The sequence below is a fragment of the Grimontia hollisae CIP 101886 genome (genome assembly GCF_000176515.1).
Taxonomy (GTDB): domain Bacteria; phylum Pseudomonadota; class Gammaproteobacteria; order Enterobacterales; family Vibrionaceae; genus Enterovibrio; species Enterovibrio hollisae.
Map to the genome: position 1 here is coordinate 16,602 of NZ_ADAQ01000012.1, position 15,855 is coordinate 32,456.

General features: G+C 45.5%; 15 protein-coding genes, 1 pseudogene and 1 riboswitch. Of the genes and pseudogenes, 11 read left to right on the forward strand and 5 right to left on the reverse strand.

Features of this window, described 5'->3' with window-relative positions:
* Positions 1-75: 75 nt before the first annotated feature.
* Positions 76-1,494, forward strand: coding sequence for an aspartate kinase (locus VHA_RS11185; RefSeq protein WP_040528807.1), 1,419 nt, complete (start codon positions 76-78; stop codon positions 1,492-1,494).
* Positions 1,495-1,564: 70 nt separating this feature from the next.
* On the opposite strand, the gene VHA_RS11190 is transcribed toward VHA_RS11185, so the two are convergent.
* Positions 1,565-2,437 (reverse strand): NAD(P)-dependent oxidoreductase, encoded by an 873-nt coding sequence (locus tag VHA_RS11190; RefSeq protein ID WP_005504334.1) that lies wholly within the window; start codon positions 2,435-2,437, stop codon positions 1,565-1,567.
* A 248-nt stretch (positions 2,438-2,685) separates the two neighbouring features.
* Here VHA_RS11190 and VHA_RS11195 point away from each other — a divergent pair, with 248 nt between their 5' ends.
* Positions 2,686-3,039 (forward strand): DUF2750 domain-containing protein, encoded by a 354-nt coding sequence (locus VHA_RS11195; RefSeq protein ID WP_005504336.1) that lies wholly within the window; start codon positions 2,686-2,688, stop codon positions 3,037-3,039.
* Positions 3,040-3,473: 434 nt separating this feature from the next.
* Here VHA_RS11195 and VHA_RS11200 read toward each other — a convergent pair whose 3' ends face one another.
* Together VHA_RS11200 and VHA_RS11205 are read right to left on the reverse strand one after the other, a co-directional pair.
* Complete coding sequence (locus VHA_RS11200; RefSeq protein ID WP_005504340.1) at positions 3,474-3,782, reverse strand: DUF496 family protein; 309 nt, start codon at positions 3,780-3,782, stop codon at positions 3,474-3,476.
* A gap of 252 nt (positions 3,783-4,034) precedes the next feature.
* Complete coding sequence (locus tag VHA_RS11205) at positions 4,035-4,958, reverse strand: chemotaxis protein (protein WP_005504341.1); 924 nt, start codon at positions 4,956-4,958, stop codon at positions 4,035-4,037.
* Between the two features lie 435 nt (positions 4,959-5,393).
* On the opposite strand from VHA_RS11205, the gene VHA_RS11210 reads away from it, so the two are divergent.
* From VHA_RS11210 to VHA_RS11225, 4 genes are all read left to right on the forward strand, one after another.
* Positions 5,394-6,338 carry a chemotaxis protein CheV gene (locus VHA_RS11210; RefSeq protein ID WP_005504343.1) on the forward strand — a complete coding sequence of 315 codons (945 nt, stop codon included), beginning with the start codon at positions 5,394-5,396 and terminating at the stop codon, positions 6,336-6,338.
* A 308-nt stretch (positions 6,339-6,646) separates the two neighbouring features.
* The gene (locus VHA_RS11215) at positions 6,647-8,005 is read left to right on the forward strand and encodes a hypothetical protein (RefSeq protein ID WP_040528809.1); all 1,359 of its coding nucleotides are present in this window, start codon (positions 6,647-6,649) and stop codon (positions 8,003-8,005) included.
* Between the two features lie 146 nt (positions 8,006-8,151).
* Entirely contained in the window at positions 8,152-8,781 is a 630-nt protein-coding gene (locus VHA_RS11220) for a TnsA endonuclease N-terminal domain-containing protein (RefSeq protein ID WP_050778552.1), read from the forward strand.
* Positions 8,778-9,077 carry a hypothetical protein gene (locus VHA_RS11225; RefSeq protein WP_040528810.1) on the forward strand — a complete coding sequence of 100 codons (300 nt, stop codon included), beginning with the start codon at positions 8,778-8,780 and terminating at the stop codon, positions 9,075-9,077. The genes VHA_RS11220 and VHA_RS11225 overlap by 4 nt, the downstream gene beginning before the upstream one ends.
* Before the next feature lie 15 nt (positions 9,078-9,092).
* Here the strand turns inward: VHA_RS11225 and VHA_RS11230 are convergent, their stop codons facing one another.
* Complete coding sequence (locus VHA_RS11230) at positions 9,093-10,124, reverse strand: IS630 family transposase (protein ID WP_005504353.1); 1,032 nt, start codon at positions 10,122-10,124, stop codon at positions 9,093-9,095.
* Positions 10,125-10,422: 298 nt separating this feature from the next.
* On the opposite strand from VHA_RS11230, the gene VHA_RS19035 reads away from it, so the two are divergent.
* A complete protein-coding gene (locus tag VHA_RS19035; RefSeq protein ID WP_005504354.1) occupies positions 10,423-11,307 on the forward strand; it encodes a carbohydrate-binding protein in 885 nt (294 codons plus the stop codon).
* Positions 11,304-12,389 (forward strand): KTSC domain-containing protein, encoded by a 1,086-nt coding sequence (locus tag VHA_RS18460; protein ID WP_005504356.1) that lies wholly within the window; start codon positions 11,304-11,306, stop codon positions 12,387-12,389. Before VHA_RS19035 ends, VHA_RS18460 begins: the two co-directional genes overlap by 4 nt.
* 130 nt (positions 12,390-12,519) lie before the next feature.
* On the opposite strand, the pseudogene VHA_RS11250 reads toward VHA_RS18460, so the two are convergent.
* Positions 12,520-12,852: pseudogene (locus tag VHA_RS11250) on the reverse strand (integrase core domain-containing protein); the annotation flags it as partial.
* 583 nt (positions 12,853-13,435) lie between these two features.
* Between VHA_RS11250 and VHA_RS11255 the strand changes: the two are divergent.
* From VHA_RS11255 to ribB, 3 genes are all read left to right on the forward strand, one after another.
* On the forward strand, positions 13,436-14,122 hold the full coding sequence (locus tag VHA_RS11255; RefSeq protein WP_040528813.1) for a helix-turn-helix transcriptional regulator: 687 nt from the start codon (positions 13,436-13,438) through the stop codon (positions 14,120-14,122).
* 68 nt (positions 14,123-14,190) lie between these two features.
* A complete protein-coding gene (locus VHA_RS11260) occupies positions 14,191-14,511 on the forward strand; it encodes a hypothetical protein (RefSeq protein WP_040528815.1) in 321 nt (106 codons plus the stop codon).
* A gap of 236 nt (positions 14,512-14,747) precedes the next feature.
* Positions 14,748-14,908, forward strand: a riboswitch (FMN riboswitch).
* Positions 14,909-15,027: 119 nt separating this feature from the next.
* On the forward strand, positions 15,028-15,684 hold the full coding sequence (gene ribB / locus VHA_RS11265; RefSeq protein WP_005504367.1) for a 3,4-dihydroxy-2-butanone-4-phosphate synthase: 657 nt from the start codon (positions 15,028-15,030) through the stop codon (positions 15,682-15,684).
* Positions 15,685-15,855: the final 171 nt, after the last annotated feature.

The following is a 15,855-nucleotide window of genomic DNA, read 5'->3' on the forward strand; positions in this document are numbered from 1 at the left end:
AAACCACATCAGTTAGGGGCGGCTTTGCCCCTGTTTTTTATTTCGATTCAAAACAGAAAGACAAGGATTTTAATGATGACTTATACCGTTGAGAAAATCGGCGGCACGTCGATGTCTGCATTTGATGCAGTGTTGGACAATATTTTTCTGCATCCTAAAGACCCATATAACCGCGTATTTGTAGTCTCTGCGTACGGCGGGATCACCGATGCCCTGCTGGAAAATAAACGCACCGGCGAGCCGGGCATTTACCAGCTGGTGGCTAAACGTGATGAACAGTGGATTGAGGCAATCGGTGCTCTCGAGCAGCGCCTGAAGATGATCAACGAAAACCTGTTTGCTGACCCACTGAACCGCACCCGCGCAGACAATTTCATCACAGAGCGGTTAAATGACGCCAAAGACTGTATTACAAACATTCTGGCAACGTGCAGTTATGGTCAGTTCACCTTACGCCAGTATCTGCCGCAAATCCGAGAGTTTTTATCTTCAATCGGCGAAGCCCACAGTGCCTACAACACCGCTTTGAAGCTAAAAACTCTTGGTATCAATGCCAGATTCGTGGATCTCTCTGGTTGGGACAACCAGCTGTCCGGCACGCTGGATCAGGTCATTACTGACGCCTTCAAAGAAATTGATGTAACAACAGAATTGCCCATTGTGACCGGCTATGCGTATTGCGATGAAGGCTTGATGAAGACCTACGATCGCGGCTACAGCGAAATGACGTTCAGCCGAATCGCCTACCAAACCTCAGCAGATCTGGCGATCATCCATAAAGAGTATCACCTCAGCAGTGCTGACCCGCGCATTGCTGGACCTGAAAATGTGTTGCCAATCGGCCAGAGTAATTTCGATGTGGCCGACCAGCTGGCAAATCTGGGCATGGAAGCGATTCACCCGAATGCCGCATCCGGCCTGCGCCAGAAAAACATTCCGCTACAAATCAAAAACACTTTTGAGCCTGAGCATAAAGGCACGCTGATTTCGCAGGCTTACCAGCCTGATGCAGAGAAAATCGAGATCATTGCTGGCCGCGATAAGGTCTTCGCCTTGCATATTTTTGATCAGACCATGGTCGGCAATGTGGATAATGTCGGCTACGAATTGATGGAAATGATCGCGGAGGAGAGCGTTAGTCTGGTCGGTAAAGAGATGAGTGCAAACTCCCTCACCTACTACCTGAGCGGTGTCGCCAAAAACCTCAACAAGTTGCTCTACCGTGCGGAAAAACGTCTCCCAACGTCAACCATCACCGGCCATATGGTGGCACTGATTTCAGCCATCGGTTCTGAAATCAATACCAATACTACGCTCAGCAAAGGTGTGCTGGCGCTGATGAACAGTGACATCTCACCGATTGCCGTCCATTCGTCAATGCGGAACGTCAACGTGCAGTTTGTGGTGAAAGACGAGAAATACAAGAGTGCTATCCGTGCACTGCATGATGAGTTCTTTGTAAAAACCGCGAAGAGAGACAAACAGGTCGCGTAAGCACAGCCTGAAAATACAAAACGCCGGGGTCACTTCAGTGCCCCGGCGTTTTTTACAGAGTGGAGATGGGTTATTTCTGGCTGGCTTTTATTAATACAGAAGTATCCATTCGCCCCAAACCCTGCGCCTGCAAAGCCGCGTATTTCTGGTCAACGTCTTTTGTCAGCGGCAGTTCGATGCCTTTACTGGCAGCTTCGTCCAGACAGATCCCCAAATCCTTGCGCATCCAGTCAATCGCAAAGCCGAAATCAAATTTACCCTGCGACATGGTGACCGCACGGTTTTCCATCTGCCACGAGCCAGCTGCACCATGCTTGAGCACATCCACCATTTGCGCGATATCCAAGCCCGAAGCCTGTGCCAACACCAGTGCTTCACTCAAGCCTTGCAAAATACCGGCTATACAGATTTGGTTTACCATTTTGCAGCGCTGACCCTGACCGTTTTCGCCCATCAACACCGCTTGTTTGGCATAGGCGTCAATCACCGGTTTCACCCGTTCGAATACCGCTTTATCACCGCCACACATCACTGTCAGGGTGCCATTTTCTGCGCCCGCCTGACCGCCAGAAACCGGCGCATCAATAAAAGAGACGCCTTTATCTTGGCACGCCTTTGCCAATTCAACCGCCAGATCTGCGGATGTCGTGGTGTGATCGACCAACACACTGCCTGATTGCAGGCTTGCCAGCACACCGTCTTCGCCATAGATCACACTGCGGACATCATTGTCGTTGCCCACACAGACAAAAACGATGTCAGCGCCTTTGGCGGCTTCCCTCGGTGTTGAGGCAAACTCACCACCATACTCCTTCGCCCATGCTTCCGCTTTTGCCGTCGTCCTATTGTAAACCGTCGTGGCAAAACCTGTTTTTTGCAGGTGACCAGCCATGGGATAACCCATCACACCCAAACCAATAAAGGATACTTTTTCCTGAGCCATCAATTTTCTCCTGTTCCTCCATGAGGCTATTACCGCGACTATATCAAAGCACTCAAGTGATTACCCGCCTCACTCCCATGTTCGAAAGACAAGCGCTTTCAACACGTAAATTTCAAGGCGATAAATGGTGTTTTGTTCGCCAACTGAACGTTAACAGACGATGATTTTGGGGTTTCATTGACAGGAATACAGCGCCATACACCTGAAAGTGTTACCCTATTAGCGAAATTTCCCATGAGAACTGAAAAATGAGCAAACTAACTGCAGACGTTCAGGCAAACCTGATGTTGTTCGTTGAAGAAACCAAGCGCACCAACGTGGTTTGGGGTCTGAAAAACGAGGAAGAAGGCTGGCTGGCATGTGATTCCAGCGAGTTCGAAGAAAGCGAAGTCATGCCATTCTGGTCGGCAAAAGAAGACGCTGAACACCACAACGTTGATGAATGGGCCGATTTTGAAGTGACTGAAATCCCGCTGGACGTGTTTGTGGAAGACTGGCTTATCACTCTGGATGAGGATGGCGTGCTGGTAGGTACTAACTGGAATGCAGAGCTTGAAGGCGAAGAGATTGAGCCTTCCGAGCTGGCGAAGATGTACTTATAAGCCTTTCAATTAACAGAGTGCACAGTCCCATCCCGTTATTGCAGCAACCATTGACCAATGACGGGATGACGCTGGAGGCTCTGAAAATTGGCTACAAATGTGCCAGACTGGATCTGTCTGGCACGTGCCGAAACAACAGTGAATCCGTAAAATCAAAGCAACAATGACGCAGGTTGGAAGCATACAATTGGACGTCAGGATTGTACTCGACATGGAGGCAGCATTTGTATTTGAGTACAGGGGAGAGGCAAACTACAGCATCGTTCTTTAACATCATGAACTTTATAATGTGATAACAAAACGAGGCTTTCTTTGTTTTGCTCGAACATAGTCAGCACAACCATGCGGAGTAAAATTACTACAAAACATAGGCTATGCTGACGAACAATGCCAATTTGCAGACTTACACTGCAAACATCAATTTGAAAAGAAAGTTACTTCTTACCTTCTTTATCCAAGCGGGTCAGCTCTTTGATTTGACGACTAATTTCGCGACGCTCTTTTGAGATTTCAGCACTTTTGATGATGTGATCATCAACACGGTCTTCGTAGTCTGCTTTCATGTTTTTGATGATTTCCACGATTTCTTCGTGCGTCATCTCTGGCTGAATGTAATCAAGCAGGTTCTCAAGTAATGTCACGCGCTTTTGGTTATCGCGAATTTTCTTCTCGTTATCCTGAATTTCTCGTTTCAGTTTGTTTTTGCGACGAGAGAACTTAACAATCTCGAATACATTGTTCATCGGTTTACAACCTTCTTAGTGTGATCCTGATGAAATTAAACCACAAGGTGACGGCTAGAAACAGTCTTTTGATCAAGGAAGCTCTGTATTTTGTGAGAAGTTTTAGTGACAGGATGGAAGATGTCTGAAACGCTCTTACCTATGATAAATAAGGGGTAAGTGATGAAATATGCTGAATGGCTAACAATATGCTTTATCGGAATCGATACAAAAGACACGCTTAAACGGCGTGTCTTTGACCAGAGTGAAAAATCACTCAATGGCGCCTTCTAACCGGACGTGTTCGCCTTGCAGTTTGAGCATAGCTCCCCGAAGCATGGCGTTTACCAATTCAGTTGCATCAAATTTGGTCAGTGCTTCGTGGGCACCTACTTGATGAGCACGATCCACGCTGATCTCACTGGAAAGGGACGTGTGAAGAATGAGATAAGTCTCTGACAACGGTTCATTGTTGCGAATTTCAAATGCCAGCTCATAACCATCAATGCCCGGCATTTCAATATCACTGACGACAATATCAAATGGGCGACCGTCTTTGGCTGCTTGGTTAAGCTTCTCAAGCGCATCCAAACCGTTAGCACTGACTTCATAGGGGATATTGATACTGTCGAGTGCTTCAGAGAGTTGGCGTCTTGCCAGACTGCTGTCATCGACAAGCATAATGTGCATAGGTTTGAGCTTTTCCCTGTCGATATCCGCCAATATTGGATGCAACTTATCTTCCGGCATGGGGAATATTTTGGACATCACCAGTTCAACGTCAAGCAATTGAACCAGTTTTCCCTCTACCTTCATCACCCCGGTGAGAAAAGCATGGCTCCCCAATGTTTCTGGTGGCGATGAGATATTGCGCCAGTCGCACTCGCTGATTTTTTCAATACCACGAACGAGAAAGCCGACCACTCGACGTTGGCAATCAGTGATGATAATAAAACAATTCTCGTACTCTTCTTTCCCTACAGCGGTATAGCCCACAGCTTTCGCCATATCGATGATAGGTGTCGGGATGCCCCGGATATTGGCAGTACCAATAACAGTGTGATGAGAACCAGGCAACGAGGTGAGCGGGCGATAGGGAACAATTTCCCGGACTTTCAACGTACCGATGGCAAATGTTTGCGTTGCGGACAACTTGAATAGCAACATTCCTTGAGATTCATTGGCTTTGCTTTTCATAGAACGCCTGTTGTTAGCCTGTGGGTTTATCGTCTTAAGTGTAGCGTTTCGTCTCGTTAATAACACCTATCTTGTACCGTTTATGGTAAAGGATCAGCAATTTCTTCTATAAAAAATCAGAGCATTAAATGAACGACCCGAGGTTACAAGATTGCCTGCAAACAAACCCAACCGGTTGAGCCATGCATTGAACCAAGGTCAGTAAAGCAGAACAGACAGAAAATTATTCACCGTTTTCGCTTTATTTCAGGAGCTTTCCTATTATTGATAGGTAACGCGCTAAAAACTGACGCCGAAGTGAGCCTAATGTCATTCTGTGTTTTACTGGCTGTCAGATACAAATAACGAAACGTCACACAATCATGCCTAACTCACTGAAAAAGTGAAATTTTAGGCAATTTGGGGACAGATGTTCAGAGAACGGTTAGTAACCTCATGACAAGTATTTTAGATTCAGTAGATTCTCGCACTAACCTGGTTGGTGAGAACCGCCTTGAGCTATTGATGTTCCAACTGGGAACTCGACAGCTATTTGCTATTAATGTGTTCAAAGTCAGGGAAGTGTTGAAAGTTCCCCACCTCAACCAAATGCCTGGTTCACATCCCAAGATATGCGGGGTGGCAACAATACGTGGCCATTCTATACCTGTGATTGATATGCGCCAGTCAATTGGCTTACGCCCACTAGATAAAGATCAGGAAAGCAACCTGATAGTCACGGAGTACAACCGGTCAGTTCAGGCTTTTTTGGTCGGCAAGGTGGTCTATATCAAAAACATGGGGTGGGATGAAATTATGGAGCCTCCAAGCACCGGACGCTCCAATTATCTTACTGCTATCACCAAGCTTGATCACGAGGGCGAAAATAAACTGGTTGAAATTATCGACGTTGAGAAGGTGTTGGCAGAGATTATCTCTTACGATATTGGTATCTCTGAAGACGTTCTGGATAGCGATCTGCAGCAACATCTTGTTGGTCAGACAGTGCTGTTGGTGGATGATTCATCGACTGCCCGAAAACAGGTCACAGAAACACTGGAACAACTTGGTATTCAATGTATCGAGAAGAAGAATGGGAGGCAGGCGCTAAATCTTCTCAAATCTTGGTGCGACGAAGGCAAGGATGTAAAAAAAGAAATCCTGCTGATGATTACGGACGCAGAAATGCCAGAAATGGATGGTTATAAACTGACATCCGAGGTTCGTGCCGACAGCCGCATGCATGATCTTTATATTGCCCTTAACACATCGCTCAGTGGCAGTTTTAACGAAGCCATGGTCGAGAAGGTTGGCTGTAACCGCTTTGTCTCTAAGTTTCAGCCTGATCTGCTGGTGGATGTCGTGCAAACCCGTATGCGCGAGTTGTTAGATAATCAGTAACGCCTCTCTTCCTGTCTGTTACACTCAGCGGTAGGAAACGTCAACAGATACAACTTATTCACTGTTTCTGTGGATAACTCGGTTAACTCTCAGGGTTAAACTCAGTCCTAAGCCCGAGTTACTGCCACTAAAGAAACGACTCATAGCGCTGTTCAATAATTGCACTCTTAACTGCTGTGTTCATTCCGGCACCAGCTCATAACAATTAAGCCTGTCACTGACATGCACTTAAAGAATGTTTCAGTATAAACTAGTCAATTAAACCAGCTGCGGACAAACCGTTAGAAGAGAATGTTTGGAGTACACCATTGATCTCTGTTGAAAAGTATGAGGGATTAACTGCAAGGATTGCGCTAGTAAATGAAGAGATAAAAAGACAGGACGTCGAATTCTACCTTTTTGTTCCCGGGGAGCTGAACTTCTCCAAAAGTGTGTTGAGTGAAGATGAGTTTTACAACACGGTGCTATCTAACACCCGGACCTATTTCACTTCCCAGCATCATCTTCCCCTTGTTCACTCACGCCTGGCAAGCCGGGATAAACTGCCTTCCGATCAATACCGTGTCAGCTTGAGTTTATATGCATACCAGTATGCGCTATCGCTGGAAAAAACCACCCACCGCTTCTTTGACACAGTAGCCGATGTGGAGGAAGACGAAGCTGTAGAGCAGCTTGAAGTCTTGACGGATATGGCGGTGGAAATCCTCCGCCGTCTGCGCCGCTATGTGCCGAAAGATGAAAGCCTTATCAAGTATTACAACAACATTGACAACTACCTTTCCTGGCTGACAGAGCAGCGTTTTTTGTCATTGGTCGCGCACATGCCCAGAAGCAGTGCATTTAAACCGATCAAAGAGCAACTGATCGCCTTTTGTGAATCTGAAGCCGCTTACCGGGTGGAGCAAAATTACAATTCACAGAAAGCACAAAGTGATGCAACACGGATGGTGAACAAGATGCGCCTTGCCCGCCGGCTCATTGAATATCCGGTAACCATCCGTCAAAAAGATGTGGTATTGGGGCAAAACCTCAACAAACTGGCGAAAGGGGCAGCAGCAGGTTTGGTGATGATATTTGTCACGGTAGCCATCATCAAAATGCGAAGTTTCCTGGGAGAGATTACCCTGTCTTTTGCACTCGCTATGGCTGGTCTATACGCAATGCGGGAAATCTTCAAAGATGATTTACGCGATGTGCTTTGGCGCTGGATTCGTAGAGGACGTCCTAAATGGCGCAAAATGTTTACCGACCCGACATCCGGCCAGCGTATTGGCAGCCAACTGGAGTGGCTGGACTACATTCCGTTTGACAACATCCCGGAAGATGTCCGCAAAATGCGCAAAGGCAAGCTGCGCCAGCGCGAAGAGTCTGTCGTCAGGATCAAGATGGTTACCCAGATGTCGACCACCAAATTCCTTAGCGGCTATGACATGACACGGGAAGTATGGAAAGTCGATTTTCGTCCGTTTTCACGTTTGATGGCGCGTGGTAAACAGCCCTTCTATGTTCTCAATGATGGACAAGTTACCCGAGAATCTATCGAAAAACGCCATCAGTTTAACTTGGTGTCTAAGCAAAAAAACCCGGATGGTAGCTTCACTATCCAGCGTTGGAAAATTACTGTAAATCGTTCTAAAGTTGTTGATGTGGAGGAAGTTTTTTCCTAAAACGCGCGACATTTTTGATAAGCGCGTTCCACTTGCGGTGTGGCTGGAACCATAAGATGACATTTGAGACATAGTAAGTGTCATTTTGGACAGCAAAGATGTCATGGTCTACTTTTAGGTTGTAAATTTACAACTTGGGGTAGGCCATGTATCCACATACCATCAAAAAGCCGCACGCTAAGAAAAATATCTTCAAGTTCATTAGCGTGAAAAATAGCGCCATAATCATGTGCGAATCATCGCTCGAGTTTGACGCTTGTTTCCATCTCGAATACCACCCCAACGTCGTTTCATTTGAAAGCCAACCCTTCTGTCTGAATTATCAATTAGAAGATGGGGAACACAGCTATACGCCCGACTTTCTCGTCACACTCAATAGCGGTCATAAGTCACTGCAAGAAATCAAAGATTCAAAGTTCTGCCTAACACCTGAATATCTCCATATTTTCGAAGCAATGCAAAAAGGTAGCGAGGCTATTGGATTTCCTCTTCATCTCGTCACTGAGCGACAAATTCGTAAAGGATTCATCTTAGACAACCTCAAATTGATTCATCGATACGCTGGCTCAAAACATATTTGTGATTTCAAAAAGTCAGTTATTGAAGTTATGCAGAACCAGGGGCTGTCGACATCTGGCAAACTTGCCAGCGTTTTCGACAAGTCCATTGGCTTTATGAACCGAGAGTTATTGGAGCTTATGAGCCTTGGCTTAGTTAAAGCCCATCTTGAAAAGTCGCTATTTGATGAAAACACAGAATTGTGGGTGAATGAATGAGCGATAGTGGTCCATTCGATGACGAATCTAAACGTGAACTGGTAAGTTACAACGGGAATCACCCTGATGATGTTTCCAAGGATGACTCAGAGCTTTGTTACCGGCCGCTGAATGCTGTAACGGTTTACGAACGAGATTTAGACAGCTTCCCAGAAGAACGGAAACAAGAAGCCCTAGAGCGATTTAAGCTGTTGTCACTCATAGGAAAAGAACTTAACGGACCTTGGCCGTTAGACCAAGTAAAAGCGTTAATTGAAAAGCATAAAGATGACATAGCGATTTCTACTCCTAAATAGCTGATCCTAATAGTGCTACATTTTTGCCGTGCCATGACAACCTCCCGGATACGGTGATACGTTATCCATAAAGTGCTTCACCTTATGGAGCAATTGCCACATATGTTTACATCTGTGATTCTGCGTAATTGTCTCATGGAGGGCATTCCACAATCGCTCTATGACGTTGACCCAAGGGCAATAAACGGGCTGGAACAGCAGATTGAACTTTGGGTTCTGCTTGAGCCAAGCCTTCGTTTTCTTACTCTTGTGAATGATGTAGTTGTCCAGTATCAAGGTGATGCTCTTTGCCCGACGATAACGTCGCTTTAGCTTCTCCAACATGGCAATGAATAGCTCCGAATCTTTCTTTGTGCCTGACACATAAAGTACTTTTCCTGACTCAGAATGAAGCGCTCCGGCCAGATAGTGCTTGCAGTTCTGTCCCGGGGTGACGACTTTCTTCTGCTGGCCTTTTAGCGTCCAGTCAGCTCCAATTTTGGGATTAAGGTCGATATCAACTTCATCTTCATAAAACACCGGATGGTCAACGCTGCACTTGTCCAAAGCCTCACTGATTTGAGCCAGCTTTTCCTCCTTATGAGGGTCTCGAATATTGAGAGTGGGTGCCGCCCTGCGCCAGACGAGCCCGACTTTGGGTAACCAGCGCCTGACCGTAGAAGCCGCCACGGTACTTTGGAATAAATCATTGAGCTGCATGGTTAAAAGCTCTGTACTCCAGCGGCTTCGCTGATAACCGAAATCCTGCGGGGAAAACTGAACCAAAACAGTCAGCATTGCGCACATTTCTCTCACGGGAAGCCTAGGCGGTCTGCCAACAGGCAGAGAGCAGAGTGCTTCGTGACCGCCTTGAGTAAACCAGTTTATCCACCTGCCGACTGAGGAACGAGCTGCACTGGTGATTCGACAGACTTCAACAATCGTTTTGCCTTCGTGAAGCTGCATAAGAGCGATAAGTCTCCGGGCGTAGTCCTTGTCCTTCGTACATTGGATGGCTTTTTTCATCCTGCGTCGTTCGCCACGGGGGATTGGTGCTATGATAGCCATCACTCAGTCCTTTTGTCGGTGTGTATTGGTTTGGCGATTGATCAGATCGCACAAAATGGACTGAGTTCCTCTTATCTTTGAGATCTACTATTAGGAACAGCTATTTAGCACTAAACGACATGGTAATCAATGTTGGACTAAAAAACGGAGAGTCGAAAAAATATTTCATTGACGGAGGAGTAACTTTAAATAATTACAATGAAGAAGTTAGACTTCTTGATAGATATGAGACTCTGATTGATAAGGTGTCTTATACATCAAGCAGTGAGCAAATTGAAATCCACTTTTAGGGAAGAAAATGAAATTCAAATATACGCTACTAGCAAGTGTGTTAGTGACGCTAACGTCATCGCCCCTTGCCTATTCGGCTGAAGAATGGGATCAGTCAAAGACATATAATTCTGGCGATATAGTCACGTGGAAGAATAAAGTCTATATATCCTCACACTGGACAAAGGGGACAGAGCCAGTAGATAACCAAGTGAGCTGGGACGGTTGGATAACGCTGGATTCTGAGGATGTGCCCACGTGGACGCAGGATGCGGTATACACAGGGGGTGATGTCGTCGAGTTTAATACAGGGTATTACATTGCTAAGTGGTGGAATACCGATGCCCTACCTAGTAACTCGGATTCATGGCAACGCGTAGATCTCGAAGACATCTTGGCTGGACCAACAGCTCCAAAACCGGATCCAGACCCGGAGCCAGAGCCGGAGCCAGAGCCAGAGCCAGAGCCAGAGCCAGAGCCAGAGCCAGAGCCAGAGCCAGAGCCAGAGCCAACAGTACCAGTGATTGGGGCAGACGAGAATGGTGATGGACTGCGTGATGATTACGCTGATGAGATTGCGCAAACCTATGATAATCCAGTAGAACTCGCTATAGCCGTGCAATCGGGTAAAGAGTTCGGAAAGCTCTTGGAGTTTAGCGAAAACAAAGTGGATATAACAGTTGAGGACGCGAAGGCTCTCGCCGTTGATAGCATTAGCATGAGGTACTGCATAGAAAATTATCAGTATGACAATCCAAACTTTGTGAACCCAATTGATCTTTACTTCAACACACTGGATAGAGCCGTAGCCAAGGTGGTTGCATCGAACCGATTGTACGATGCTCTCCAAGGTAGTGAGATTGAATATCCAGAAATTGATTGTAATGAATTCTTCAAAGGAGTTTCTCAATGAAAAAGTACCTAGCCATTGCTGCACTCCTTCTCTCTACAGTTAGTTCCGTTGAAGCCGCAACATGCGAGCAAAATGTCGACAAAGTTCAGCTCTTCTACGTAAACGGTATGTTCACCGACTATGTTGATTTTGGTGCGAACCAGCAGCAGTTAATGAGCTTTCAAAAAGCTTATCTGAGTAGTGAATTCGAATTAAACGGAATAGTGGATGGCAGCTACAATCGAAATGAAGAATTCATAAAGCAATTTGCTCAAGTTGCAGCACAGAAATATGCTGATTCTGGACCGGTAGAACAAGCCGCGATTAGGGGACTCATTATTGGCACTACAGATTTATTGCCGAATTCAGACAGCGCTAAGTCAAAAGCAATTTTGAAAGAAATATTTAGTGCATTGGATGCCTATACTATCCGTGGAAATAGTGATTTTTCCCAAGCGTATGGACGACTCCAAGCGAACCTCAATACATGTCAACGCATTATTTTGGTTGGCCATTCTCAAGGTAACTTCTATTCAAATGGGCTGTTGAGTGCATTCTACAATGGATATTCGCACAAAGATGGCAGCAATCTATTTGATTATCCAATGCTTTCGTATATGGGGATTGCCTTGCCGACTAGTGTCGCTGGTGGGCCAATTGGTTCGTCTAGACCAGATCTGATTGGTCATATCACCAATGATAACGACTACATTATGGAGGCTGTTCGAGAATCGATTGGTGCAGTACCCGCAAACTATAACGCGTCCTTTACGTTTGCAGATTGGACCGGACACAGCTTAGGAAACGCTTACCTCAAACGTTCTGGTCAAGCGTCTACAATAGCATCCAACATGAAGCGGATCGCCAAAAACCTCTTACCGCCATCGTTGCACAAGCAACTGTCAGTGAGTAGCTCCGCTATCAATGGCATGGGATATTCGAAAATTAGTGAGGTCTTAGATATCGAGTTTTCAGATGGCACTGTATATCGATATGAAAGTGTACCGGAGAGCGTTTGGAATAGTTTTAAGTCTGCCTCTTCAAAAGGAAAATACTTTAATATTAGTATCAAAGACAAATATACATTTACGCAGTTAAAGTAAAACAATGAGGGTGTCCTGAATTCTGTGTGACTGCCTTGGTTACATATATTCAGTGAGTCTGTCTTCGAACATAATCTATACTGATTCAGACCTGATCTGACAGTTACCCACTTTTCGCGGTGCTGTCAGATTATATCTGGGTCAGATCCTTTTCATCCCAGATAACTTTCCCATCACGAAGCGTTTCCAATGGTGTCCTGCCATTGCACATCTTGCCCTGATGAGTCCGTTCAGTGTTGTAGTATTCCATCCACTCGTCCAGATCTTTTTGGAGTTCATCTAAGTCACCATAGAGTTTCTTTCTGAAAGTCACTTGGTAGAACTCGTTCAGGATGGTCTTGTGGAAGCGTTCGCAGATACCGTTGGTTTGAGGCGACATCGCTTTGGTTTTGGTGTGGTCGATATCGTTGATAGCGAGATACAACTGATAATCATGCTGCTCAACACGACCGTAGCATTCGGTGCAACTTACTGATTTGATGCTCGTAAGATGTTGGCATAAATTCCCTCAAACAATATGATTGGTTATTACACTTGCAATCATATCGTGCACATAACTGAGTATCATTTGATATCGATTAAACTCACGAAATCTAGTTTTATATGGAGAAACCAGATGCAAATACTCAACAATGTTGCTATTGGATATTGGTACGACACAATGATGTGCTTGCTGTATAGCCCCCCGATTTTATAGACTGTAACAAGCCAGATCTTACCCAAATTCAACTAATCCGAGCCACATAGTTTAGGGCGTAAACTCTAAGCCGTTTCTGTCCATTTTTGAGCTAGAACTTCAGATGCAAGATGTGTGATGCAAGATGAAAGAAAATTACTTACATCTGCTTTTCAAGAAATCTCGGAGATCTATGGAAATGTCATCTTATGGTATCCAGAAATGTCAGCATATGGTTCCTGGTAATTTGTAACTTTATGATTTTAAGATGGTCTCATGTCACCTTATCGTCCTCGCCACATGCGTGGCGGAAACCATAAGATGACAGAAGAACTGCAAGCCGTTCCGGTCGCGTTTCCAAAGGTAGAATGTGCGAAAATCAGATAGACTTTTCCAGTTAACTAATATCTTGCGTAGGTACCAGCCGATTACTGCAAAGCAGTTGGCTGAGAAGTTGATGGTGTCTGAAAGAACCATCTATCGCTATATTGATGATTTGTCTATCTCTGGAATACCCGTTTATGGAGAGCCAGGTGTTGGATACCGACTGTCAGAAGGATTTGAGTTGCCCCCTTTACAGTTATCTGCAGGTGAATTAGAAGCACTGATCACCGGCGTCAACTTTACCGCATCATTGACTGGAAAGGATTTTGCTGCTTCAGCGCATTCCCTATTGTCTAAGATCGAAGCTGCATTACCAAGTGGGTCAGAGATAATTTCAAGCCAAGATAGAGTGGTTAGAGTACCAGCACATCATCGTGAATCTGAGGTATACCCTCTGTGGAGTAAAGCCCATACAGCTATAAGAGAGAAGCGCTGGCTTAGCATAGATTATATGTCGCTTTCGGAAGATGTGACGGTCAGAACAGTATTTCCTTTGGGATTATTCTATTGGGGAGGGAAATGGACGTTGAGTTGTTGGTGTGAACTTCGAGGTGATTACAGAGACTTTAGAATGGATCGAATCAGCAAATTGGAATTCAGTGAATATGTAGGAATTTTACCTGAGCACGTATCTCTGCCAGCGTATGTGGAAATAAAAAAATACAAAAGTTGACTGACACAGTGTTGTCAGTAGTAAAGCCTTACAGTTGGCATTCATCCAACAAACATTGAGGTTTTAACATGATTAATAAGTGCAGCATTGATAATATTGGTGGCATGGAATTCGCTACATTCAAGCTAAAGGAAGGGGTGACAGAATCCAGGCTAATAGAGCTGTCTCGCCGAGTGGAAGCAGAGTTTCTTTGTTACCAGGAAGAGTTAATTCTTCATTTTCTAGTGCGTGGTGCAGATGGTGTCTATGCTGATGTAGCTATCGCCAGCTCTCAAGAAAAGGCTGAAGAATATTGTCAACAATGGTTAGATAACATGGTTGCATTGGAATATTTAGAGCTTTTTGATAAAGAATCTGTGAACATGACGTTCTGGTCACGAATCAATTAAAAGCCTAACAAACACAGATGAGTTAGACTACCAGATCTGTCATTTCGATTTGAACAGAAGAGAGTTACCTACTTTGATTGAGGTGCTGAATTTAAATCAAAGTGAGTAACTCTCATGCTTCATGCTAGGAGCTGTTGATGTTTAAATGACAAAAATGTCATTTCATCGTCTCGCCACACTATTACCCCTTCCCTTTTTGGTTGAAAACGCAGTAATATTCAGAAGCTCACTATGAGCATTATTCTCAGGGCGGGGTGAAATTCCCCACCGGCGGTATGTCAGCAAGCAATGGTTGCGAGACTGACGAGCCCGCGAGCGCCCAGACGTTGGTTTGGGGTCAGCAGACTTGGTGAGAGGCCAAGGCCGACGGTTAAAGTCCGGATGAAAGAGGATGATCAACGTTCAACCTTCCCAAGGCGGCATTCGCACAGCCAAAGGAAGCTGAGCTGCGTTTGGCTGTGTTTTCAGCTGCGCTCATCTATGCCCTGATTCTGGTATTTAAATTCAGGAGTTACCATGAATCAGACACACACTTCACTGCTTGAAGGCACCCCGTTCGAACGTGTTGAAGCCGCACTTGATGCGCTTCGCGCAGGTAAAGGCGTTCTACTGCTGGACGACGAAGACCGCGAAAACGAAGGCGACATCATTTACTCTGTCGATCACCTGACTACCCAACAAATGGCACTGATGATCCGGGAATGTTCCGGCATTGTCTGTCTTTGTCTGACAGGAGAACAGGCAGACAGGTTAGCACTCCCACCAATGGTGGCAAACAACAACAGCGCTAACCAGACTGCATTCACTGTCTCAATTGAAGCCAAAGTGGGCGTGACCACCGGCGTTTCAGCGGCAGACCGTGTCACCACGATTAAAACCGCAGCTAACCCGGATGCCAAACCTGACGATCTGGCGCGTCCCGGTCACGTATTTCCACTTCGTGCGCGTAAAGGTGGCGTGCTAACCCGTCGTGGTCACACCGAAGGAACAATCGATCTGATGCAAATGGCGGGGCTATCACCTGCCGGTGTCCTTTGTGAAGTGCAGAACGAAGATGGGACAATGGCTAAAACAGAAGAAATTATTGCATTCGGTAAAAAACATGACATGCCTGTATTAACCATCGAAGACATGGTGCAATACCGACTGGCTGCGGCTGAGAAAATCGCGTAACTGCTCGCCGAAATACCCTGGCCGCACTATTTTAACAAGATGTGTGGCCATTTTTATCTTTAATACCCCCCTCACTCTTACGATCCAACCCATCATTTACAGAATGTCTTTTTTTCGAACGTGTTGCTGTCGTCCATCAAGACGATACTGTTAGCGGCAATACCAAAAGCT